19 protein-coding genes are annotated in these 22,548 nt (G+C 68.4%); 9 read left to right on the top strand and 10 right to left on the bottom strand.

All coding sequences use genetic code 11. The features are described from left to right. Positions 1 to 61: 61 nt before the first annotated feature. A complete protein-coding gene (locus IPG05_12945) occupies positions 62 to 1,450 on the top strand; it encodes a pyridoxal-phosphate dependent enzyme (protein ID MBK6495984.1) in 1,389 nt (462 codons plus the stop codon). 25 nt (positions 1,451 to 1,475) lie between these two features. Here IPG05_12945 and IPG05_12950 read toward each other — a convergent pair whose 3' ends face one another. The 3 genes from IPG05_12950 to IPG05_12960 are packed head-to-tail and all read right to left on the bottom strand — an operon-like array spanning position 1,476 to position 3,412. Then, positions 1,476 to 1,985, bottom strand: a complete 510-nt coding sequence (locus IPG05_12950; protein MBK6495985.1) for a hypothetical protein — start codon at positions 1,983 to 1,985, stop codon at positions 1,476 to 1,478. A 43-nt stretch (positions 1,986 to 2,028) separates the two neighbouring features. Next, the gene (locus IPG05_12955) at positions 2,029 to 2,808 is read right to left on the bottom strand and encodes a helix-turn-helix transcriptional regulator (protein ID MBK6495986.1); all 780 of its coding nucleotides are present in this window, start codon (positions 2,806 to 2,808) and stop codon (positions 2,029 to 2,031) included. A gap of 49 nt (positions 2,809 to 2,857) precedes the next feature. Then, the gene (locus tag IPG05_12960; GenBank protein ID MBK6495987.1) at positions 2,858 to 3,412 is read right to left on the bottom strand and encodes an RsmD family RNA methyltransferase; all 555 of its coding nucleotides are present in this window, start codon (positions 3,410 to 3,412) and stop codon (positions 2,858 to 2,860) included. 446 nt (positions 3,413 to 3,858) lie between these two features. Between IPG05_12960 and IPG05_12965 the strand changes: the two genes are divergently transcribed. Together IPG05_12965 and IPG05_12970 are read left to right on the top strand one after the other, a co-directional pair. Continuing rightward, entirely contained in the window at positions 3,859 to 4,866 is a 1,008-nt protein-coding gene (locus tag IPG05_12965; protein MBK6495988.1) for a D-alanine--D-alanine ligase, read from the top strand. Between the two features lie 88 nt (positions 4,867 to 4,954). Next, entirely contained in the window at positions 4,955 to 5,821 is an 867-nt protein-coding gene (locus IPG05_12970; GenBank protein MBK6495989.1) for a rhomboid family intramembrane serine protease, read from the top strand. Positions 5,822 to 5,824: 3 nt separating this feature from the next. Here IPG05_12970 and IPG05_12975 read toward each other — a convergent pair whose 3' ends face one another. After that, positions 5,825 to 9,031, bottom strand: a complete 3,207-nt coding sequence (locus IPG05_12975; GenBank protein ID MBK6495990.1) for a PAS domain S-box protein — start codon at positions 9,029 to 9,031, stop codon at positions 5,825 to 5,827. Between the two features lie 120 nt (positions 9,032 to 9,151). Here IPG05_12975 and IPG05_12980 point away from each other — a divergent pair, with 120 nt between their 5' ends. After that, positions 9,152 to 9,988 (top strand): hypothetical protein, encoded by an 837-nt coding sequence (locus IPG05_12980; GenBank protein MBK6495991.1) that lies wholly within the window; start codon positions 9,152 to 9,154, stop codon positions 9,986 to 9,988. A gap of 6 nt (positions 9,989 to 9,994) precedes the next feature. Here the strand turns inward: IPG05_12980 and IPG05_12985 are convergent, their stop codons facing one another. Next, on the bottom strand, positions 9,995 to 10,225 hold the full coding sequence (locus IPG05_12985) for a CDGSH iron-sulfur domain-containing protein (GenBank protein ID MBK6495992.1): 231 nt from the start codon (positions 10,223 to 10,225) through the stop codon (positions 9,995 to 9,997). 160 nt (positions 10,226 to 10,385) lie between these two features. Beyond that, on the bottom strand, positions 10,386 to 12,062 hold the full coding sequence (locus IPG05_12990; protein MBK6495993.1) for a stage II sporulation protein M: 1,677 nt from the start codon (positions 12,060 to 12,062) through the stop codon (positions 10,386 to 10,388). Positions 12,063 to 12,163: 101 nt separating this feature from the next. Between IPG05_12990 and IPG05_12995 the strand changes: the two genes are divergently transcribed. The 4 genes from IPG05_12995 to IPG05_13010 all read left to right on the top strand — a co-directional run bounded on the left by IPG05_12995 (position 12,164) and on the right by IPG05_13010 (position 17,186). Further along, positions 12,164 to 12,910 (top strand): hypothetical protein, encoded by a 747-nt coding sequence (locus IPG05_12995; protein ID MBK6495994.1) that lies wholly within the window; start codon positions 12,164 to 12,166, stop codon positions 12,908 to 12,910. Further along, positions 12,907 to 13,512, top strand: coding sequence for a DUF4129 domain-containing protein (locus tag IPG05_13000; protein MBK6495995.1), 606 nt, complete (start codon positions 12,907 to 12,909; stop codon positions 13,510 to 13,512). The genes IPG05_12995 and IPG05_13000 overlap by 4 nt, the downstream gene beginning before the upstream one ends. Positions 13,513 to 14,292: 780 nt before the next feature. Further along, positions 14,293 to 15,648 carry a MoxR family ATPase gene (locus IPG05_13005; protein ID MBK6495996.1) on the top strand — a complete coding sequence of 452 codons (1,356 nt, stop codon included), beginning with the start codon at positions 14,293 to 14,295 and terminating at the stop codon, positions 15,646 to 15,648. Continuing rightward, a complete protein-coding gene (locus IPG05_13010) occupies positions 15,645 to 17,186 on the top strand; it encodes a DUF58 domain-containing protein (protein MBK6495997.1) in 1,542 nt (513 codons plus the stop codon). The genes IPG05_13005 and IPG05_13010 overlap by 4 nt, the downstream gene beginning before the upstream one ends. A 1,137-nt stretch (positions 17,187 to 18,323) precedes the next feature. Here IPG05_13010 and yidC read toward each other — a convergent pair. From yidC to rpmH, 4 genes are all read right to left on the bottom strand, one after another. After that, a complete protein-coding gene (yidC, locus tag IPG05_13015) occupies positions 18,324 to 20,048 on the bottom strand; it encodes a membrane protein insertase YidC (protein ID MBK6495998.1) in 1,725 nt (574 codons plus the stop codon). Positions 20,049 to 20,062: 14 nt separating this feature from the next. Further along, complete coding sequence (gene yidD / locus IPG05_13020; protein MBK6495999.1) at positions 20,063 to 20,326, bottom strand: membrane protein insertion efficiency factor YidD; 264 nt, start codon at positions 20,324 to 20,326, stop codon at positions 20,063 to 20,065. After that, entirely contained in the window at positions 20,323 to 20,571 is a 249-nt protein-coding gene (gene rnpA, locus IPG05_13025; GenBank protein ID MBK6496000.1) for a ribonuclease P protein component, read from the bottom strand. Before rnpA ends, yidD begins: the two co-directional genes overlap by 4 nt. 95 nt (positions 20,572 to 20,666) lie before the next feature. Then, entirely contained in the window at positions 20,667 to 20,828 is a 162-nt protein-coding gene (rpmH, locus tag IPG05_13030) for a 50S ribosomal protein L34 (protein MBK6496001.1), read from the bottom strand. 143 nt (positions 20,829 to 20,971) lie between these two features. Here rpmH and dnaA point away from each other — a divergent pair, with 143 nt between their 5' ends. Next, positions 20,972 to 22,363: a chromosomal replication initiator protein DnaA gene (gene dnaA / locus IPG05_13035; GenBank protein MBK6496002.1), complete on the top strand. Its 1,392-nt coding sequence runs from the start codon at positions 20,972 to 20,974 to the stop codon at positions 22,361 to 22,363. Positions 22,364 to 22,548 lie beyond the last annotated feature (185 nt).

Below are 22,548 nucleotides of genomic sequence, written 5' to 3' on the forward strand. Positions count from 1 at the left end.
CCGATCCCATGCCCGTTCGCTTCGCTGTCGTTCGCCGTTCCCCCGCGTTACACTTCCCCCCATGCACACACCCCATCCCTTCCCCTACGACACTGTCCTCGACACCATCGGCCAGACCCCCCTGATTCGTCTGGGGCGGGTCGGTCGAGACGTCCGCACGCCGGTCTTCGGCAAGGCGGAGTACGTCAATCCGGGTGGCTCGGTGAAGGACCGGATCGGTCTGGCGATCATCGAGGCGGCGGAGCGTGATGGCTCGCTCAAGCCGGGCGGGGTGATTGTCGAGGGGACCAGCGGCAACACCGGGGTCGGTCTCGCGATCGCGGCCGCACTCAAGGGGTATCGCTGCATCTTCACGATGCCCGACAAGATGTCGCAGGAGAAGGTGCGGTTGCTCAAGGCGTATGGCGCCGAGGTAGTGATCACGCCGACGGCGGTGCCGCCCGATCATCCCGAGAACTATGTCATGAAGGCGAAGCAGATCACCCATGACACGCCGGGAGCGATCCTCGCCAATCAGTTCTACAACCAGGTCAATCCCGAGGCGCACTACGCCACCACTGGCCCCGAGATCTGGGCGCAGACCGGTGGCAAGGTCACCCATGTCGTGGCGGGCGCCGGCACGGGCGGCACCATCAGCGGCATCGGCAAGTACCTCAAGGAACAGAACCCCGCGATCCGCATCATCGCCGGCGACCCGGTCGGCTCGCTCTACAGCGGCTACCATCGCACGCGCACCATCGGCACCGACGGCGCGCCGTACAAGGTCGAGGGGATCGGGGGCGACAAGGCGCCGACGACGGTGTGGTGGGACCTGATCGACGAGTTCCGCCAGTGCAGTGACCGCGATGCGATGGCGATGGCGCGTCGCCTGGCGCGCGAGGAAGGGATCCTCGTCGGCGGTTCGGCGGGCGTGAACGTGCATCTCTCGCTGCAGTTGGCGCGCGAGCTCAACGACCCCGCCGCCTGCATCGTCACCATTCTCTGCGATACCGGCGAGCGCTACCTGAGCAAGGTGTTCAACGACGAATGGCTGCAGGAGAATCAGCTGCTCGAGACGGTGAAGCCGACCGTGGGCGACCTCCTCGCCAAGCGCGGCGGTTCGCATCCGACGCTGGTGCAGCTCGCGCCCTCCGCGCAGGTGCGCCAGGCGGTGAACCTGATGCACACCTGGGATGTGTCGCAGATCCCGGTGATCGAGGATGGTCGCTGCATCGGCGCCCTCAACGAGGGGACCCTCATGACGCAGGCACTCGAGCAGCCGACGCTGCTCGATCGTCCGGTGCGCGAGGTGATGGAAGAGCCCTACCCCGTGGTCGAGCTCTCGCTCCCGGTGGATCGGCTCGCGCCGATGCTCACGCGCGAATCACCGGCGGCGCTGGTCCGCGACGGCAACACGCTGGTGGGGATCGTGAGTCGGTATGATGTGTTGCAGTTGATGATTGGACGATGATCGATGATCGATGATCGATGATCGATCATCGGTCTCTTTTGGTCCGCCCTTCACCGCTCGCACTTCGTACGGCCATACGCCCCACAGCAAACCCCCGCATCCCATTCGGCCCGGGCCCCTGCACCAACGCGACCACCGAATCGGCCGTCACGCGACGGTAGCTGATCTTGGTCGGAAAGTCGTGCTGCGGATTCTCGACGACCAACAGCGTGTCACTGGCGATCGTGGAGCGGAATGCGGTCGGCGTCTGGCCCGAGGGAGCGGCGTGATACACCACCACCTCCCCGTCCTGTCGGAGCGAGAGTTGTTCCGACTCCCGCAGGGCCCCACCCGCCACCGTCCGTGACGCTCCCAGCATCAATCCACCCGCCGGGCCCATCCACATCTCCACGGTGCTCCGGGTCGCGCTCTTCTGTTCCCAGCACCCCGCCATCCATCCCAGCCGATCGATCGCCTGTTGGGCGCTGAGCGCGGGCACGGCGGTAAGGGTGAGCACGAGGGCAACCGACGACGCGCGGATCATGCGAGGCTCCATGGCAGAAGGGAGAGGAATCCTGCGCGTGGTGCCAGCCGGCTGACTAGGACGAATGCGACAGCAGCGCGGCCGTCATTCCCGGGGTGTCGCGGAAGTGGTGGATCGGTGCGGTCCCTGTGAAGGCCCGAAAGTCCCGCTCGGCGTGGGATTGATCGTAGTAACCCGCGAGGTGCGCCGCGCGTGACCCCGTGATCCCGCCGGATTGGCAGAGTCCGTAGAAGCGGCGGAATCGGATCATCCGTTGCAGCACCTTGGGCGGAAGTCCCGTGTCGTTGGCCACCCGTCGCTCCAGCGTGCGTACCGAGACCCCCACTGTCCCGGCCACGGCCGCGATTCGTGATCCCCCGGCCAGGAGGCGGACGGCATGTTCCGACCCGTTGCACGGTCGCCCCGTCGTCCGCGCACCGATCGCCTGGGCAAGCGCCTCGAAGGGGGTCGACGATCGCGCCGCCGCGAGCAGTGCCCGCGACAGTGGGCGGTCGACCGCATCCAGTGGAATCACGCTGTCACGCATGGCATCGAGCGGAATGCCCAGCAGCGCTCGTGCTCCGGCCGTGCGGAAACGGATCCCGATCACGTCGGCGCTGGCACCGGCCGCCAGGAGAAGTGGCGCGGTGAGTTGTCCCGCGAGCATCACCTCGTCCTGAGCGGAGCTGTTGCCGGACGCGTCGATCTGGTGGAAGCAGTCCGCGAGATGAATCACGATCTCCATCCGGCCATCCGGAACCACCGGCTGCTGTCCCAGCCCGTGGCCGCGAAGCCGCCAGAAGGTGCGGATCCAGCCGTCCAGCGGCGGAGGTGGTGGAGATTCCTGATAGTCCATGGGATTCGAGGAAGGTGACGATGATCGACGATCGATCATCGATGATCAATCATCGATCATCCGTCACTGGCGTTCGCTTTTCGCTGTTCGCTGCCTTGTAGATGGTGACAGTACAATCCCCAAACACCTTCCGCCGCGATCCGTTCGGGATCGCGTGACTCGTCGCGTGCTCCACCGCGAGCAGCCGTGCGAACGGCTTGGCGCGCCACATGTCGAGGATGCGGTCGAGCACCTTCGACTCGTACGGCGGGTCGACGAAGGCCAGGTCGTAACGATCGGCCTCGAGCATCGCCGTCCAGGGCACCGCATCCTTCTTGAAGATCCGCGTCCGATCGAGCAGGTGCAGCGCCGCCACGTTTGCCTTGAGCGCATGCAGCGACGCCGGGCGGAACTCAACGAAGTCGCAGCTTTTGGCGCCGCGCGAGATCGCTTCGAGCCCCAGCGCCCCGGTTCCGGCGAAGAGGTCGAGCACCCGGATCCCCTTCAAGTCGGGTTCCAGCATCGTGAGCAGGGCGTCGCGCACCACTTCCTTGGTGGGGCGGACTCGCTGGTCGGCCGGGGAGGTCAGGTGGCGACCGGCGAACTTGCCCTTCACGATGCGCACGGTGGCCTCGGTGGATGAGTGTCGGGAGGCAACATACTCAGGGCTTCCCCGGTGGCTTCCACTCGCCGAAGATTCCCACCGCCGGGGGGGGGGGGGGGGGGCCCGGGGGCCGCCCCGGGGGGGGGGCCCCCCCCGCCCCGGCCCCGGGGGGGGGGGGGGGGGGGGGGGGGGGGGGGGCCCGGCGGGGGGGCCCCCCCGGGGGGGGGGGGGGGGGGGGGGGGGGGGGGGGGGGGGGGGGGGGGGGGGGGGGGGGGGGGGGGGGGGGGGGGGGGGGGGGGGGGGGGGGGGGGGGGCCCGGGCGCCGGGGGGGGGGGGCGGCGGGGGGGGGGGGGCCCCGGGGGGGGGGGGGGGGGGGGGGGGGGGGGGGGGGGGGGGGGGGGGGGGGGGGGCGTCGAGGGGGTCCTCGCTGGTTGGTCAAATCTCCGTTGTCGGGGTACAATCCAGCGATGACCGCTTCCCCACTGCGCATTCTCGTCCTCACCGGCGGTTCCTCCGCCGAGCGCGACGTCGCCATTGCCTCGGCAGCCCAGGTGGTGACCGCGTTGCGCTCGCGTGGGCACATCGTCCATGTCGCCGACACGATCGAGGGCGTCCTCGATGCCACCGCCGAGGCGCGGGTGCTGGGGGGCCGGGTCGGCATCGAGCCACCGGACGTCGGGGCACTCGAGGCCAAGGAGCGCGGGGTGCTCTTCGCCGGACTGCTCGACGAACCGCTGGTTCGGCAGGCCGACGTCGTCTTCCTCGCCCTGCATGGCGGGCGCGGCGAGGACGGCACCGTCCAGCACCTCCTCGAGGTCGCCGGGATCCCCTATACCGGTTCCGGGCCGCTCGCTTCCGGGTTGGCGATGGACAAGGACATCGCCAAGCGGCTCTTCGAGACGGCCGGGGTCCCGACCGCCGCCTGGCGGATGGCCCCGACCGACCTGACCGAGGCCGTCGCCTCGCTGGGCCTCCCGCTGGTGGTGAAGCCGAGCAAGCAGGGGTCGACGGTCGGGTTGAGCGTGGTGCGGGAGGTGGCCGAACTCGTCCCCGCCATTGAGGAGGCCGCGCGCCATGACGACGAGGTCATGCTCGAGGCCTTCGTCCCGGGCCGGGAACTGACCGTCGGCATCCTGGGTGACGAGGCCCTCGCCGTCGGCGAGATCATCCCGAAGCACGAGCTGTTCGACTACGAGTGCAAGTACACGCCAGGGATGTCGGAGGAGATCTTTCCGGCCGATATTCCAGAGACGGTCACCCGCGAGGCCCAGCGCCTCGGCTTGCTGGCCCATCAGGCACTGAAACTGCGTGGCTACTCGCGGGTCGACTTCCGGCTCACGGCCGAGGGCCGCCTCTTCTGCCTCGAGGCCAACACCCTGCCGGGGATGACCGCCACCTCGCTGCTGCCGCAGTCGGCGAAGGCGGCGGGGATCGGGTTCGCGGAACTGTGTGAGCGGATTTGTCGTAAGTCGTAAGTCGTAAGTCGTTGGTCATGGGCCGCGGGTCGTAGGACTTACGACCTATGACTTACGACCTACGACCCCAAACACCGGAAGCCACCGAATGAGCGGAGCCCTGCAAGACCGCATCACCCCCTGGGTTGGTCGCCTGATCGCGATCAACGCCGTGGTGTTGCTGTTGCAGCAGACGCTCTTTCCGTCGGAGGTCCTGCTCGACCTGGTGACCTTCGACCCGGCCCGGGCCTTGGCGCGGCCGTGGACGTTCGTCACCTACATGTTCGTGCACGGCGGGCTCTTCCACCTGGTCGGCAACTCGATTGCCCTCTTCGTCTTCGGCCCACCGGTCGAGCGTCGCCTCGGCAGCACCGCGTTCCTCTTCTTCTATCTCTACTGCGGCCTCGGCGCGGCGATCACCTCGCTGCTGCTCTGGACCGTCGCGCCGTCATTCATCTACCCCTTCATCGGCGCTTCCGGCGCGGTGCTCGGCGTGGCGTTCGCGTTCGCGAAGTTCCATCCCGATGCCAAGCTGTATGTCTTCCCGCTGCCGATGCCGATCAAGGCGCGGACGCTGGTGGCGATCATGGCGGGGCTCGATGTCTTCGGCGCGCTGATGGGGAGCGACGGCGTGGCGCATGTGGCCCACCTGGGTGGGCTGCTCTGCGGCTGGCTCTTCTTCGTGATTCAGGGCGGCGGGAAGTCCTTCGAGCCACCGCACATCGCGCCGCCGCGAGCGCGCATTCCGGTCGCCGCGCCGGCCGCCGAACTCGGCACCGGCGGCACCGCGCCGCGACGCGAGCGCTTGACGGAACGCGCGCCGAGTGCGCCGGTGCGCGATCCGGTGATGGATGAACGGCTGGAGATGGACCGGCTGCTCGACAAGATCAGCGCGGCCGGCATCGATGCGCTCAGTGCCGACGAACGGCGCTTCCTCGACGAGGCGGCGAAGCGGCGCCGCGGCGAACTGCACTAGCGCTCAACGCGCGCCGAGCATCGCCATCACCTTCGCCAGCAACTCCTGCCTCGAGAACGGCTTCTCCAGAAAATCGATCTCCCCGCCGAGGATGCCATCATGCACGATGGCATCCTCCGTATATCCGGACATGAAGAGCACCAGCGTCTCCGGGCGGAGCGCGTGCACCCCTTCCGCCACCAGCCGCCCGTTGATGCCGGGCAGCACCACGTCGGTCAACAGCAAGTCGAGTGGCCCGGTATGCTGCGCCGCCATCTCGAGCGCCACTTCACCGTCGGGTGCCGACAGCACGGTGAAGCCGGCCCGCGTGAAGATCCGCGTCACCAACGAGCGGAGCAGTTCCTCGTCTTCCACCAGGAGGATGGTGCCGGAGCCGGTTTCCGCGGTGACCTCTGCGACGGGCTCCGGCGGCGTGGGTGGCGCGCTCACCAGCGGGAAATAGACGGTCATCGTCGTCCCCGAGCCCACCTCGCTCTCCACGACCACATGCCCACCACTCTGGGTCACGATGCCGATCACGGTCGAGAGGCCGAGACCGGTGCCACCCTGCCCCGCCTTGGTGGTGAAGAACGGCTCGAAGATCCGCGCCCGCACCGCCGGATCAATGCCGACGCCGGTGTCGGTCACGGCCAGCATCCCGTATGTCCCCGGCGGGATGCCGACATGGCTCGCCGCGAAGTCATCCGAGAGCTCCACCTCGGCGGTCTCGATCTGGAGCGAGCCACCCGTCGGCATCGCATCCTTGGCGTTGACCACCAGATTCAGCAGCACCTGTTCGAGTTGACCCGGGTCGACGGTGACACAGACCTGCTCCTCGGCCAACCGCAGTCGCTGGTGGATCGACTCGCCGACGACGCGCCCGAGCAGGGTGCTGAGTTCGCGCACTGTGTCGGAGAGGTCGATCGTGCGCGGTTGCAGCAGCTGCTTGCGCGAGAACGCGAGCAACTTGCGCGTCAACTCGGCAGAGCGCGTGGCGGCGCGGACGATTTCCTTCAGGTGTGACTTGGCTTCCGTCGACGCGTCCTGCAGGTCGAGCGACAGCAACTCCGCGAAGCCGGAGATCGCCGTGAGCATGTTGTTGAAATCGTGGGCGATGCCGCCGGCGAGCCGACCGACCGCCTCCATCTTCTGCGATTCGCGCAGCTGCTCCTCGAGATTCCGTCGCTCGGTGATGTCACGATCGACCGCCACCCAGTGGGTGAACTGGCCGGTCGCGTCCGCCACCGGGGCGATGTCCATCTCGACCCAGAACGGCGTGCCGTCGCGACGAACGTTCTGCAGCTCCTCGCGCACCGGGTGCCACTGGGCCAGCGCCGTGCGTACTCGTTCCAGGGTGGCGGGATCGGTGACGTCGCCCTGCAGGAAGCGCGGCGAGCGGCCGATGACGTCGCTCCGGTGCCACCCCGTCACGCGCTCGAAGGCCCGATTGACGAATCGGATCCGCGGACCAGGCTCGTCGATCGGCCCGGCCTCGGTGATCATCACCATGTCGTTGAGGTTCTCGATCGCCGCCTGCAGCAGCCGCAGCTCCTCGTCGACGCGACGGTGCTCCACCGCCACCGACGCGAGTCGCGCGATCGTCTCCATCGTGGTGAGTTGTGCCGAGGTCGGTGCGCGGGTCGAGTCGGGATAGATCGCCACCGTGCCGGCCACGGCCCCGTCGGCGGTATGGAACGGCATCGACCAGCAGGCCACCAGTCCGTGCTCGGCCGCCAGTTCGCGCCAATTGCTCCAGAGCGGATCGTGCTGAATGTCGGTGGTGAGGACCACGGCGTCCCGCCAGGCGGCCGAGCCACAGGTGCCGGCGGTTGGGCCGATCGGCTGCCCCTCCAGCGCTTTCATGTATGGTGCCGGGAGGTTGGGCGCCGCACCACCGTGCAAGTGGCCGTCGCGCACCAGCAGGATCGAGCCGACGGCGTCGGGGACGAGGATCTCGGCGGATCGGACCAGGTCGGTCAGGATCTCGGTGAGCGGCGCGCGCCGGGCCAGATGCTCCAGGGCGTCCCGGTGCAACGACTCGATCTCGGTGGTCCGGCGCCGCTCGGTCACATCGCGGACGGTGCCATAGATGAGGTCGTGCGCGGCGTCGGGAAAGACCGCCCACTCAAGCCAGCGCCAGCCACCATCGGCGTGGCGATAACGATTCGTGAAGGAGTTGACGGTCCGAAGGCCGCGCGTCAACCGCTCGTTCTGTGCCTCGGTGGCGGCGAGGTCCTCGGGGTGGATCCAGTGATCCCAGGGCAGATCCAGCAGCTCGCGGTCGGTCCGACCCAGCATTTCGCAGAACGCGGGGTTCACCCGTCGGAAGTATCTGTCGGTGCCCGCCACGACGAGTCCGTCGAGCGAGAGTTCGAAGAGGTGGTCGGCCATCTCGAGCTCGCGGGCATGCCCGATCAGCTCCGCGAGCCGCGGCAGAAAGGCCTCGACCAGTCCGCGCGATGGATCATTGCCGAACGACTCGCCATGCAGGAAGACGAGGATGGCGACGGCGTTGCCGTTGCTCAACAGCGGAACCGCCAACCCCGCACGAAGCCCGGCCGCCGTCGCGAGGTTGCCGGGGACGAAGCCATGCTCCGGCGTGAGTTCCTCGAGATAGACCGGATGCAGCGTCCGTGCGGCCAGGCCGGGCAAGCCGAAGTGCAGTTCGAACCGCTGCTCGTCCATCGCCGCCTGGAATTCGTCCAACCCCGGACGGCCACTCGTCACCGACGCGATGAGTTTCCATTCGCGCCCCCCCATGAGCATCCACGACTCGGCGACGTCCCACCCGGCCATCGTTCGGAACTCGGCCGCCGCGCGCGCGAGGAGCTCCTCGGCGGTGACACTCCGATCATCGACTCGCGTCAGACGTGACTCGAATTCGGTGAGCTGGTCGCGAATCACCCGAGCATTGGCTTCGCGGCCGATCATCACCACTCGCTCGCCGCGCGCCTGAAAGCGGAGGTCGAACCAGTCGTTCCGGACGCCGACGCGCTCGGTGAATTCGATGCTCGATTGTTCGGCGATCGTCCGTCGGATCACATCGCGCACCCGATCCGCCATCGGCGCGGGCACGGCCTCCCACAGCGTCGTGGTGCCCGGAACGACTCGCAGCAGTTCGATCGCCTGCTGATTGGCGTACACGACCATGCCCGTCGCATCCGCGACAGCGACGATGTCGTCGATGTCGTGAATCGCGTCGATGAGGGCGGCCTGCCCTTGGCTGGTCATGGCACCATCCGTCGGTGAGAGAGCGCCAACTCCGTGCAAGATACGGCGTCTGACCGGTTCGCGGGGGGGGAAATCCGCCACCTGTCCCCACGGCGCTCCCGTCGGTAGCTTCGACCACTCATGCCATTGCTTGATCTGGTCACGCCCTGGGCGGCGGCGCGTGGAGCATCCGACGCCACGCGCGCCATGCACCAATTGCTCGAGCGCCACGCGGCGGTGCTCGAGCGTATCCGGCGCCAGCGGGCACCCCACCTCGAGGCGCTGCCGCTGACGACCGATCCGGCGGTGCTGGCGCGGGCAGCGGCCCGAGCTGCCGACGCCTCCTTCTCGCAGCAACTGCGCGACGCCGAGCAGGCCGCCGCGCGCCTCGGCGCCGACCTTCCCCACTCCACCGTGCTCGTGGCGGGCAGCGACGAGGGCGAGGCCGTCCTCCCCCTCCCCGGTGCGCCACCGCTCGTGGTGCTCTTCCTGGATCGTGAGCCGGACAACACTGCCCTGCTGCTGGCCCAGGTGCGCGGCCAGGCCGCCATCACCCGGTGGGGCGCGTCCGATTCCGCCGCGATCCTCCGCGACACCTCCCAGACGACCTGGGACAGCTGGGAATTGACGCGCACCGTGCCGCTGCGTGAGTGGATCTACGCCGTCGGGGTGGCGATCCATCTCTCGCACGCAGTCTTTCCAGCGACGCCGACGCACCGACTCATCGGCCTGCGGCGCGGCGAAGTCGGTCGGCTGCGCGAGCGGGAGCGGACGTTGAACGCGCTGCTCACCCCCGATCTCGACGAGTCGGGGCTGGGATTGGTGTTGCGCTGGTTGGTCTCGGAGACGCCCGCCGCGATGCGGACCTATCAGGGCACGGTGATCCCGCCGGGTGCCGGGCGCTACCTCGCCTGGCGACTCACCGCGGACCGGGTGGCGCGGGTCGGCGTGCGCGAGGCACTCCGACTCCCGGCCTGAGACACCTCAGGGCGTCGGGGCGATCGGGATCATGCCCTTGTGGGTGCCGTCACAGACCGGCCACTTGGCGCTCTGGCCACAGGAACAGAGCGAGAGCCGCTGCTGATTCACGCGCGGCGGCAACTCGATGGGGTTGCCGTCGCCATCGACGACTTCGAAATCGCCGTTGAGGACGTAGGGCGCGCAGGGTGTGGCACTGCGGATGGTGACGCGAAGGGGCGTGGGGGTGTCTGACATGCGCGGAAGATAGGGGGGTTCGGCCCCGACGGCGCGCTCAGATGTCGATCTGTGTAAGGGCGACGCATGCGTCGCCCCTACGGCCGCGCTCCCACCATCCGCCGCGACGCCACCCAGCCGACCAACAGATAGATCGCGAGAAAGAGCGCCGACCCGCCGCTCACCGCGAGGCGTGCGTCAGCGTCGCGGTGCTCGCCGAGATCAGTCCTTCGATCAGCCCGGCGACGATCAACAGCACCACCGCGGCGGCGACCATCGGCAAGGCGCGCCGCGAGGCCAGCACCAGCGCGTCACGCCGGCTGTAGTCGCCCGGGACGATGACCGCCCGACCGAGCAGGAAGCCGGCCGCACCCGCCACCCAGATCGCAAACAGCTCCAGCACGCCGTGCCCCATCACGAAACTCCAGAGATAGCCCAGCACACCAAGGTTCGCGAAGTGGCCGCTGACCGCGCCGAGTTGCAGGCCATTGAAGGCCAGCAGCAGCAACGAGCCGACGCCAAACACCACACCGGAGGCAAAGCACGCGACCGCGACCCGCACATTGTTGGCGATGATCGACGTGGCCATCACCGGCCGCTTCTCGGCCGACACCTCGACGTACCCACTCCCCGCGGGTCCTCGGCTTTGCCCAGCCTCGGCGCGCTCGAGCATCACGTCGGGGATGAGCGACGGGGCGAGCCCGGGCTGTTCGCGCAGCAAGGCGTAACCGCCGATCCCCGGCACGATGAAGAGCGCCGCGGCGAGCAGCACCGTCCGCCACGAAGCCACCACCGCGGCCGGCGCCTCGACGACCAGGAATCGTGAGAGTCGGCGCCAGCTCCGCCGCTCCGCACGATAGAGCGCGTTGTGTCCGGCGGCGACGAGGCGCTCGAGCCGCGCCGACACGACGGGGTCGGCGCCATAGGTGCGGACCCGGGCCAGGTCGGCCGCCACCTCGCGGTAGCGGGCGGCGAAGTCCGGCAACTCCTCGGCGCTCAACACGTCGAGTCCGCCGCGCGCGACGCGCCCGGCCAAAAGGTCAAAGGCATCCCAGCGGGCGCCCTTCCGCGCCAACAGCCGTTCGGACACCGCGCGTCGCCCGCCGCCACTCCGTGCGCCGAACTTGCCGCGCCGGCGGCCACGCTCGCGGTTGTACAACTCCTGCAGGAATTGGAAGTCGTCGCCCGGACGATCCGGAAAGCGGCCGGCAAAGCGCGCCGCGAACTGCGTGGCGAACCGATTGCGCACCGGACGCGGCAGGGATGGCGCCCGCCCGATGAATTCGCGCACCAGGGCAAACTCGTCGTCCGCCAACTCCGGCGAGCCATCCGCCTCCGCATCGACGGCGTCGTCGACCGGCTCGGCCGGTCGGGCCACCTCGACGGGTTGATCACGCACCACCACCGTCCCGGCGACCAGATCGCCGAGCCGTTTCGCTCGCGGGTGAACGGCGATCAGGACCAACCCGATCATGCCGACCATGTCGATCGGTGTCAGCAGGTGGCGGGTCGCGGCATCCGCAAAGGTCAATCCATGCCCGCTGTCGCGGATGGTGCGGATCCCCACCATCCGCTTCCCGGGCGTCTGGCCGCGGCGCAACCCCTCGAAGAGCGCGAAGTAGAGCCAGATCAGCGAGTAGAGCAACAGGATTTGCAACGCACTGATCCAGCCGGAGAAGTTCCCCCAGAAGAGCAGCGAGACCGTCACCACCAGGGAAAGGATGAAGACCAGCAGCATATCGACGAGGGCCGCGAGCGCACGGCTGCCGACGCCGGCGAGCTCGTAGTCGAGGACGACGTGCTCCGGTGTTTCGAGCTCGAAATGCTGCCGATAGGTCGGTGCCGGAGTGTCGGCCATGAATCCGATTGGCGGTGGGGGGTGCCGGAACGGCGAATTCCCGGTAATGTACGGCGTCGGATCTTTCCCGCCCAACTCCCCTCCCCCAGGAGTGTTCCACGATGAGCGCACCCGTGTTGCGTCCGCTCTCCGCTGGTGAAGTGCTCGACGTCTCCTTCGGGGTGTACCGAGCGCACTTCGTCCCGCTGGTCACCATCGCGGCCATGACCCGCGTGGTACCGGACTCGCTGGGGATCTACGTCGAGCGCTCGGGTGGCCTGCTGGAGAACATCCCGTTGGGCGCGACCCACCTCTTGCTCTCGTTCGTGCTTTCGACCATCGGCATCGCCGCCACCACGTCGGTGGTCTCCGAGGCCTACCTCGGCGGCACGGTCCGCGCGGTCGACGCCATCCGCGACGCCTTCGGCTTCATCGGTCGACTGCTGGTGTCGTCCATCGGCAGTGCGATGCTGATCGTGACCGGCTTCATCCTGCTGATCATCCCCGGGTTCATCGCGATGTCCGGACTCATGCTGAGCTCGGTGGTCGTGGTCCTCGAGGACAAGCCGGGGATCGACGCCTTGCAACGCTCCTGGGATCTCAGCAAGGGTTTCCGCCGGAAGATCCTCTCGGTCATCGGCATCACCATGCTCCTGCTGGTCGTTCCGACCATGCTGGTCGGTGCCATGCTGGCGATTCGCGCGGGGAGCACGGAGCCTGGGATTCCGATGATGGTCGCCACCTCGATCCTCAGCATCTTCGTCTATCCCTTCGTCTATGTCGCGACGGTCGTGCTCTACTACGACATCCGGGTGCGCAAGGAAGGCTTCGACCTCGAACTCATGGCCGCGGACGTCCCGGCGACGTGATCACGGCCCAAGGGGATTCGCTCCGCACCCTCCTCGACTCGGTCTTCGCCGCACCAACGTATCGGTGGAGCGAGCCGACGGATCCCCTCGCCGCGGTGCGACTGCGCTTCGCCGAATTGATGGACTGGATCAGGCACCTCGAATCGAACAGCCCCGCACTCTATCTGGTGGTGGTCGGGATCCTGGTGGCGCTCCTGGTGGCGGTGCTGGTGCACGTCGGCTGGCTGGTGTGGCAGACACTGCGTGCGCCGCCGACTGTCGCCGCGATCATGCCGAGTGCGGCGGAACGGCGTGACGCCGCCTGGTTCCGCGCCGAGGCCGATCGTCTCGCGAGCGCGGGGCGCTATCGCGAGGCGGTCCAGGCCGATTTTCTCGCGCTGGTCCTGACGCTCGACGGCTGGGGTGCGATGCACTTCCATCCCAGCAAGACGCCGGCAGAATATCTCGGCGAACCCGCGCTTCGTGGCGAAGCGCGCGAGGAATTCCGCGACCTGGTCCGCCAGCTCTACCGCATTGTCTTCGGCGGCGCGGCCTGCGACGCGGCCGACTACGCAGAATGGCGCCGTCGCGCCGCGCCGGAGCGCTATGCGCCCGCGCACTGAACTCCTCCTGGTCGTCACCACCGTCGCGGTGTTGCTTGCCATCGCAGGGCTGCTCGCCGGCAGCGACAAGCGGATCACCGAAGATGAGCGCGCCTCGACCCTGGTTACCGGGCCGGGGGGGACGTCGGGCATCCTCGAGGCCACTCGGGGCCTGGGGATCTCGGTCCGTCGGCAGCGCGATCGGACCACGCGCCTGGCCGTGCCCGACAGCAACCAGCGCACCCTGCTCGCACTGCTGAATCCGTCGGCACCCCTCAGCGGTCCGGATCGGGCTGCCATCGAACGCTTCCGTCGCACCGGCGATCTGCTGCTCGCCGGCACGGCGGCCAGTTCCTTGATGCGCTGCTACGGCTATCGGGTCGAGCCGCACCCCTTCGATTCGCTCGCGGTCCGCGAAGCGCCGATGACCGTCCACGCGCTGCTGCAGCCCACCGGTGAGGGGGTCGCCGCCGATTCGAGTCGCGTCTTCGACACCGGGGCCACGCGCTGCGCCGTCCCGCGCTACGCACGCGTCACGCCGCTGCTCACGACGCCCAAGGGCTTGGTCGCGGTTCGCCTCGAGCCCGCGGATTCCTCGGGGAATGTCCTCCTCGTGGCCGATGTCGCGCTCTTCCGCAATCGCGTCGTGCGTCGGCATGACAACGGCGCCGGCCCCTTCGTGCTCGGCCTGATGGCCGGACGGTACGATCAGGTGGTCTTCGAGGAGTACCACCACGGATTCGGCGCGAGCGGATCGCTCGGCGAGGCCGTGGTCGACTGGAGTGGCCGCTCCCCCTGGGGATGGGCCGCCTGGCAACTCGCGGGCGTCGGCGTCCTCGTCTTGCTGTTCGGCGCCTTCCGCTTCGGACAGATCGGCGCGCGCATCGACCGGCGACGCCGCAATCCGATCGAGCATCTCCGCGCCCTGGCCACCGCCCTCTCGGCGGCCAAGGGCCACGACGAGGCCATTGGCGCCATCGTGCGCGGCCTGCGTCGTCGATTGACGCCGACGGCGCTGCGGTCGCGCGGCGACTGGCGTCGGTGGCTGGTCGAGCAGGATGGCAACACCACGTCGGCCGAGGGACGTCGCGCGCTCGATACCCTGATTCACCTGACGACACCCGGGCAACCGGCGTCGAGCGTCTTGCAAGCGGCGAACGCCGCGGAGGAGTTGTGGCAGAGCATTCGCACCTGACAGCCGAGGAGGCTGTCGCACACGCCGAGACCGCGAGCCGCGTGCTCACCGAGATTCAACGCGTCGTGCTGGGCCAGGAGGTGGTCGTTCGCGAGTCGCTCCATGCGCTCCTCGCCGCCGGGCACGTCCTCCTCGAAGGGCCACCGGGCACCGCCAAGACGCTCCTCGTCCGCGCATTCAACGAGGCGCTCGGCCTGGCGTTCCGTCGGATCCAGTTCACCGCCGACCTGATGCCCTCGGACATCACCGGCGTGAGCATCCTGAACGCCAGCGGCGACTTCACCTTCCGCGCGGGCCCGCTCTTCGCCGACCTGGTGCTCGCCGACGAGATCAACCGCGCGCCGGCCAAGACGCAGGCGGCCTTGCTCGAGGCAATGGGCGAACGCAGTGTGACCGTGGATGGCACCAGTCACCCGATGAGCGCCTCGTTCACGGTCTTCGCCACCCAGAACCCGATCGAGTTCGAGGGCACCTATCCGCTCCCCGAAGCGGAACTCGATCGCTTCCTGATCAAGAGCACGCTCGGCTATCCCGAGGCGGATGTCGAAAGCGGTGTCCTGCATCGGGTGCTCGGGGGCTTCGACTCCTCCTCGGTGGCCACCTTCGGCATTCAGCAGGTGCTCGACGCGACGGGATTGGCGACGCTGCGGTCAGCGGTGCGGCGCGTGCGGGTCGAGCTGCCACTCGTCGAATACATCACGGCGTTGGTGCGGGCCACGCGCAACGCACCGGCCCTCACGCTCGGCGCCTCGCCTCGGGCCAGTGTCGCATTGCTCAAGGTGGCGCAGGCCGCCGCGCTCGTCGATGGCCGCGAGTACGTCACACCCGACGACGTGAAGCGACTCGCGCCGGCCGTGTTGCGGCATCGGGTCGTCGTCGCGCCAGAACTCGAACTCGAAGGCGTCTCGGCCGACGACGCGTTGTCGACGCTGATCCAGCGGATCGAGGCGCCGCGCGGGTGATCCTTCCCTCGCGTCGCTGGTTCCTGGTCGCCGCGGCACTTGCCGCAGTCGCCCCGCTCGCCATCTGGTGGCCGGCGGCCGGCGTGGTGTGGCTGACACTCGACTTGCTCTGGGTGCTGGCCTTCCTCCTCGACGCCCGCGACGCCGCCGCGCTGCCGCTCGAAGAATGGCCGGTCACCCGCGAGGCGCCGCCGGCGTTTTCTGTCGGCCGGACACTGCCGGTGAGCTACACCTGGCGCAACACGCTCACCCGTCCGGTGCAGCTGGTGGTCCGCGAGGAGCTCCCTGCCCCGCTCGATTGGCCTGGCGACCGGACCCGCATGTTGCTCCTGCCGGCCGCCGGCACCGTCCTCGAGGAACTGGCGTTCACTCCCGCCCGGCGCGGCAAGGCCACCGCGGGTCTGCTGCATCTGCGCGGCCTCGGCCGCTGGGGGCTTGCCTGGCGGCAAGCGGTGCGACCGCTGCCGTGGAGTGTCACCGTCTATCCCAACCTGCGCCACGCGGCGATCCGCGCGCTGCCGACGCAATCGCAGCGCCGGCGCGAAGCGGGGCAACGCACCGTGCGCCGGTTGGGTGAGGGTCGCGTCTTCGAGAGTCTGCACGAGTGGGTGCCCGGCGAAGAGACGCGCTCGATCGACTGGAAGGCGACCGCGCGGCGCGGCAAGCTGATGGTGCGGCGCTACGAAGACGAGCGGCGCCAGCAGGTGTTGATGATGATCGATGCCGGTCGACTGCTGACCGCTGAGAGCGAGGGACGTCCTCGGCTCGAGGCGGCGATCGACGCTGCGCTGGAGCTGGCGCACAGCGCGGTCCTGCACGACGACAACATCGGGCTCTTCGTCTTTGCCGATCAGGTGATGCGCTTCATTCCGCCGGCGCGCGGCCGACGTGCCCTGCGGCAGGTGCTCGACGCGCTCGCCACCATTGAAGGGCGGATGGTCGAGCCCGACTACCCGGCGGCGTTCGCGTACCTCGCGGCGCGGCACCGCAAGCGCGGGCTCACGGTGCTCTTCACCGACGTGGTCGACCGTACCGCCAGCGATGCCGTCGTGGCGCAGGCAGGCTCACTCCGCCCGCGCCACCTGCCGCTGGCCGTCACGCTGCGCGACACGGCGCTCGAGCGAATCGCGACTCGGCGCCCGCTGCATGTGGAGGAGGCCTACGAACGCGCCGCTGCCGAGGAGTTGCTGGAGGCGCGCGAGGGGGCGTTGGCCGAGATGCGCCCCTACTTGCCGATACAAAACCCCGCGAACACCCGGTCGAACACCTCCTCCCGATCCACCACCCCAATCAGCCCATCGAGCGCGGCGACCGCCTCCTGCAGCTGGTGCGCTCCCAGCACGACCTCCCCTGCCCCCAGCTCCTCGTCGGCGAGGCGCAGCGCCGCGAGCGCGGCGTCGATGGCGGCGCGATGCCGAGCCCTGGTCAGAAGGCCGCCATCGCCGGCCGAACGCGCCACGCCGCCGAAGAGTCGAGCGGCGAGGAGCCGCCGGAGGTCGGCGATCCCTTCGCCGGTGTGGGCGGAGACAAAGGAGTAGCCTGTAGTACCCCGTTCTTTCACACCCAGGACATCTGATTTGGTCGCGATCTGCGCTGTTTCGCGAGAATGTGTAAATGAATATTCATTTCTTTCTCGGTTTTCCGCCAAGTCGTTGCAGTAGAGGATGATATCCGCTGCCTCAAGGTACCGCCGCGAGACTTCGACCCCCATCGCCTCAAGCCGGTCGCCTGAGTTGCGGAGTCCCGCGGTATCTACGAGGCGCACTGGCCACCCCTCCACCGTGGTGTCCGCTTCGATCGCGTCGCGGGTGGTGCCGGGGATCTCGGTGACCAGAGCACGCTCACTGCCGAGGAGCGCGTTGAAGAGCGTCGACTTGCCCGCATTGGGTGGCCCGGCCAGGACCACCAAGGCGCCCTGCCGCACCCGCTCACCATCAGCGGCGGTCGCCAGCAACCCCTCGAGTTGGGCCATGAGCCCGCGCACGGCCGCCACCGGCCGCTCCGGGGCGACCGGCCCGTCGTCCTCTTCGGGAAAGTCGACCGCGTAGGCCAGCAGGGCCTGCGCCTGGAGCGTCTCCTCACGCAGCGCGGCGATTCGCCGGGAGAGGGCGCCATCGAGCTGCCGCAGCGCCACCCTGGCCTGCCCCGGCGCGGTCGCCGAGATCAGGTCGCCGACCGCCTCGGCCTGCAACAGGTCGAGTTTGCCGTTGAGGACGGCCCGACGGGTGAACTCGCCCGGCTCCGCCATTCGCGCCCCGGCGGCCACGATCGCCGCCACGACCAGCCCCGGCACCAGGGCGCCCCCATGCACCGAGAACTCCACCGTGTCGTCGCCGGTGAAGGAGTGCGGTGCCGGAAAGCAGGTCACCAGCGCCTGGTCGATCGCCTCGCCGTCCGGCCCGACCAGCGCCACCAGCTGCGCCTCGCGGGCGCGAGCAACCTCCACCGAGGGCGCCAAACGCGCGGCCATCGCGAACGCCTCCGGCCCGCTCAGCCGCACGATGGCGATGGCGCCGAGTCCGGGGGCGGTGGCGATGGCGACGATGGTGCTGTCGGTCGTTAGTCGTTGGTCGTTGGTCGTTAGGTCGGGCATGGGTGAAAGGTAAGAGGTGAGACGGATGCCCACGCGGGCCCCGTCTCACCTCTCAGGACCTCCAACAACTAACGACCAACGACTAACGACTTCCCTTCGTCTTCACCTCAACCGCCGGCGCCGCCTTCGGCACCAGCTTCTTCCGCTCCTTCATGATCAGCCACTGCTGCGGCAGCGAGACGATGTTCTGGATGGTGTAGTACAGGTTCAACCCGGCCGCGAAGCGCGAGAAGAGCACCAGCATCATCACCGGCATCATGTACATCATCATCTTCGCCTGCGGATTCGGCGGCATCCCCATCTGGCCGATCTTCGAGACGGCGAACATCGACACGGCCATGATCACCGGGATGATGTAGAGCGGATCGAAGCGCGACAGGTCCGTCATCCAGAGGAAGGGAACCCCGCGCAACTCGATCGTGTTCGCCAGCACGAAGAAGACGGCCAGCAGCAGCGGGTAGGGCAACAACATCGGCCAGCAGCCGCCGAAGGGGTTGACCTTGTTCTCCTTGTACAGCTTGAACATCTCCGCCTGCTGCCGCTGCGGATCTTCCTTGTAGCGGGTCTGCAGCGCGGTGAGCTGCGGCTGGATCGCCTGCATGGCGACCATCGAGCGCATCGCCTTCTGGTTGAGCGGCCAGAGCAGCAGGCGCACCAGGATGCCGAAGATGACGATCACCCAGCCGTAGCTCAGGCCGGTCGACGTGTGCAGCCAGACGAAGAAGCTCCGGATGCCGACGGCGAACGGGCGGATCACGGTGCGGAAACCCGGCCAGCCGTAGGGATTCACGTCGTCGAAGTCGTGCCCGACGCGGGTGAGGTGGTCGTACTCCATCGGGCCGAGGAAGAGCGACCACGCAAAGAGCCCGCTCGGCGGGACGACGACCGAGGCCACCACGTCGGCGCGGGTCGGCTCCTTGACGTTGGTCTGGCGGGCGTGGGCGCGCACCGCGCCGATCAGGCCACGCGCGCCGCCGACGGCGGTGCTGTCGTAGGCAAAGAGGCCGGCGACGAAGTACTTCGACTTGACGGCGACCCACTCGAACGGGCCGGTGAGGACACGCGACTCGCCCACCTCCAGGTCGGAGAAGCGGGTCAGCGTGGTCTTGTCGAGCTTGGTGACGACGCCGCCCTCGCGATGATTCGCGACGGTGTCGTCTTCGGTCTCGCGGAAGCCGTCGGCCAACCCGAGCAGGAGAGTGGCGCCGGTGCCGGTGAGGCCGGTGACCGAGCCGGTCACGTGGACGCGGTAGTCATCGGGGGCGAACTGATAGCGCAGCGCGATCGTGTAGCGCCCCGACTGTCCGGTCAGCTCGAGCGTGGCCGGCGCATCGATCGCCACCAGCGAATCGGCGCTCGCGGTGAAGTCGATCCGGTCGAGGTGCAGCGTGTCGCCGGAGACGACCAGCTTCCCGGTGAGCAGCGGGGCATCGCGGCGCAACAACTCGAGCGTGTCGCGCTTGCCGGTGGCGAGCGTGTCGCCCGGGTACATCGTGGTGTACGACTGGAAGCGCGACGAGACGAACTGGCCGCCGCGCGTCGAGATGCCATAGCGGTAGAGCGGCGAGCGCACGGAGATCACCCGTTCCGGCGCGCGCACCACCGGTGCGATCGTGTCGCCGCTCGGTGCCGCCTGCATCGTCGCCGGCGCATCGATCGCGCCAGCGAGCGGGGCAGGACCACCCGCCTTGCTCACGACCGACGAATCGGCGCCCACCGGCAGCGGGGCAGGGCGGTTCCAGAACATCGGCGCAACGGAGATCACCAGAATCAACGCGATCGCGATCAACGGCCTACGATCGTTCACGAGCAGCTCACAGGTCAGGGAACCGGGTCATAACCACCCGGATGCCAGGGATGGCAGCGGGCGACCCGTTTGATGGCCAGCCACCCCCCAGCCAGGGCCCCGTGGCGGCGCACCGCCTCCAGGGCGTACTGGGAACAACTCGGCGAGAATCGACACGCCGGGGGGAGAGCCGGAGAAATGAAGCGCTGATAGCCGCGAATAAGGAGGGCAAGGGCACGGGCTGGTCCTGACGGGACCGGTGCCTCGGGCGTTTCAGATGCCAACTGGGAGGTGGTCATGGGGTCCGCTCGGCGCACCAGGCGAGCAGCTCCAGCCGGAGCGAGGCATAACTGGCGGCATACGCCTCCGGACGCGCCCGGATCACGACGTCCAGGGCGGGGAGGGAGGACTGAAGCTCGCGTCGCCACAGCTCCTTCAGCCACCGCCGGATGCGATTGCGGGCCACCGCGGTCTGTCGGAACTTCGGGGTAACGAGTCCGAGACGCGGATGGCCCGATTCGCCGGCCTTCCAATGAATGTCCACCGAGAGGTGGCGGCTCCGCTGTCCACTCCGGAAGACCCGGCGGACCTCGTCACTGCGGACCAGCCGACGCGAGCGCGGAAAGCGCTCGTCGTCGGTCAGACGCGGGCGTGCTTCGAGCCGATGGAAACCGTCAAGGCCTTCCGACCCTTCTTGCGGCGGCGGGACAGGACGGCGCGACCCCAGCGGTCTTCCATCCGGTTCCGGAACCCGTGCTTGGCCACGCGACGCTTGTTGCGGGGCTTGTACGTTGGCATCATGGCAGAACTCTCCTTCCAAAGTAGCCGAGCAACCTAGCCCCAGAACCAGAGGAATTCAAGGGGTTTGACTTTTCCACATTCGGGACCTAGAATCGGCCTCCCTAGCAACGCCGCCTGACCCTGTTTCCCGTCATAAGAGCCTGATGCCGCTGTCCGCCAAAGACCTCTGGAAGCGAGTCCTCGACGGCGCCAAGCCCGTCATTCCGGAGGGCATGATCCAGACCTGGTTGGCCTCGAACGAGGCAATTTCGTTCGAAGGCGGCACGTTGCTGGTCAGCACCCCCGACGATCTCGCCAAGCGCTGGAACGAGGAGAAGTACGCGCCCACGCTGGTGCAGGTGGCGAGCGCCGCCGCCGGCGAGCCGGTCGCCGTGGTGTTCCAGGTGGCCGCCGAGCGCCAGAAGCGGCCGCAGATGGACCTCTTCGTCCCGACCGCGGCGCCCGAGGCGCCCGCGACCCCGGTCACGCCGGTGAATCCGAGCGCCCAGCCGCTGAACGACCGCTACACCTTCGGTCACTTCGTCATCGGCAAGTCGAACGAACTGGCCGCCGCCGCCGCGCATGCCGTCGCCGAAGCCCCGGGGAAGCAATACAACCCCTTCTTCATCTACGGCTCGACCGGCCTCGGCAAGACCCACCTCATGCAGGCCATTGCCCATGAAGTGTTGTCGCGCGCGCCGGCGACGCGGGTGCTCTACATCAGCGCCGAGCAGTTCATCAACGAAGTGATCGAGGGGATCCACGGTCGGTCGATGGCCGACCTGCGCCGCCGCTATCGCAGCGACGTCGATCTCTTCATCGTCGACGACGTGCACTTCCTCGAAGGGAAGGAAGCGACCCAGGAAGAGTTCTTCCACACCTTCAATGCGCTCTACGAGGCCGGCAAGCAGATCGTGCTGACCTCGGACCGGTTGCCGAAGGAGATCCCCGGGCTCGAGGCGCGTCTCGTCTCGCGCTTCGAGTGGGGCATGGTCGCCGACGTCAAGCAGCCCGACCTCGAGCACCGCATCGCGATCCTGCGCAAGAAGCAGGAGCAGGACCACCTCGAGACGACGATCCCCGACGACGTCCTCCGCTTCATCGCCGAGAATGTCCGGTCGAACGTGCGCGAGCTGGAGGGGTGCATCATCAAGCTCCTCCTCTACGCCTCGCTGCGGCACAAGGAGATCTCGATCGAGCTGGCCCGCGAGGCGCTCAGCGACAAGATGCGGCCCGGCGACGACGCCGAAGCACGCCAGAAGACGCTGCCGACGATCGAGAAGGTCCAGGAGGTCGTGGCGCGGCGTTGGGGCGTGACGCCCGAGGGGCTGCGCTCCAAGGCGCGCATCAAGACGCTGACCGTGCCGCGGCAGATCGCGATGTTCCTGGCCCGCGAGCTGTTGCAGATGCAGCTGGTCGAGATCGGCCAGGCGTTCGGCGGCCGCGACCACTCCACGGTGATCCATTCGGTGGACAAGGTGCAGACGCAACTCGGCCGCGATCGCGACTTCCGCGCCCGCGTCGACTCGGCCCGGCAGGAGTTGTTGACAGTCTGACCACAATGTTTGCGGCTTCCCCGACAGAACGTGGGGAAGTGTGGGCTTCCGTGGGGAACTCGCTCGACTATCCCCGCTCGTCCACGCGGCGTAAACAGGGACAAACCGTGCAGTGCCGTGTACCGGAAGCAGTTAGGGGTTTGATGCACATTTCAGCCCCCTCTACTACTACTACTATCATATAT

It is taken from the genome of Gemmatimonadota bacterium, assembly GCA_016704275.1.
Taxonomy (GTDB): domain Bacteria; phylum Gemmatimonadota; class Gemmatimonadetes; order Gemmatimonadales; family GWC2-71-9; genus Palsa-1233.

Coding starts and splice junctions, on each gene's coding strand:
- IPG05_13005 (MBK6495996.1), top strand. CDS start 14,293: ATGGGCCGCCTGGCAACTCGCGGGCGTCGGCGTCCTCGTCTTGCTGTT.
- IPG05_12990 (MBK6495993.1), bottom strand. CDS start 12,062: ATGGCCGACACTCCGGCACCGACCTATCGGCAGCATTTCGAGCTCGAA.
- IPG05_12945 (MBK6495984.1), top strand. CDS start 62: ATGCACACACCCCATCCCTTCCCCTACGACACTGTCCTCGACACCATC.
- IPG05_12955 (MBK6495986.1), bottom strand. CDS start 2,808: ATGGACTATCAGGAATCTCCACCACCTCCGCCGCTGGACGGCTGGATC.
- yidD (MBK6495999.1), bottom strand. CDS start 20,326: ATGACCACCTCCCAGTTGGCATCTGAAACGCCCGAGGCACCGGTCCCG.
- IPG05_12995 (MBK6495994.1), top strand. CDS start 12,164: ATGAGCGCACCCGTGTTGCGTCCGCTCTCCGCTGGTGAAGTGCTCGAC.
- rpmH (MBK6496001.1), bottom strand. CDS start 20,828: ATGATGCCAACGTACAAGCCCCGCAACAAGCGTCGCGTGGCCAAGCAC.
- IPG05_12980 (MBK6495991.1), top strand. CDS start 9,152: ATGCCATTGCTTGATCTGGTCACGCCCTGGGCGGCGGCGCGTGGAGCA.
- dnaA (MBK6496002.1), top strand. CDS start 20,972: ATGCCGCTGTCCGCCAAAGACCTCTGGAAGCGAGTCCTCGACGGCGCC.
- IPG05_12975 (MBK6495990.1), bottom strand. CDS start 9,031: ATGACCAGCCAAGGGCAGGCCGCCCTCATCGACGCGATTCACGACATC.
- IPG05_12965 (MBK6495988.1), top strand. CDS start 3,859: ATGACCGCTTCCCCACTGCGCATTCTCGTCCTCACCGGCGGTTCCTCC.
- IPG05_12970 (MBK6495989.1), top strand. CDS start 4,955: ATGAGCGGAGCCCTGCAAGACCGCATCACCCCCTGGGTTGGTCGCCTG.
- IPG05_12950 (MBK6495985.1), bottom strand. CDS start 1,985: ATGGAGCCTCGCATGATCCGCGCGTCGTCGGTTGCCCTCGTGCTCACC.
- IPG05_12985 (MBK6495992.1), bottom strand. CDS start 10,225: ATGTCAGACACCCCCACGCCCCTTCGCGTCACCATCCGCAGTGCCACA.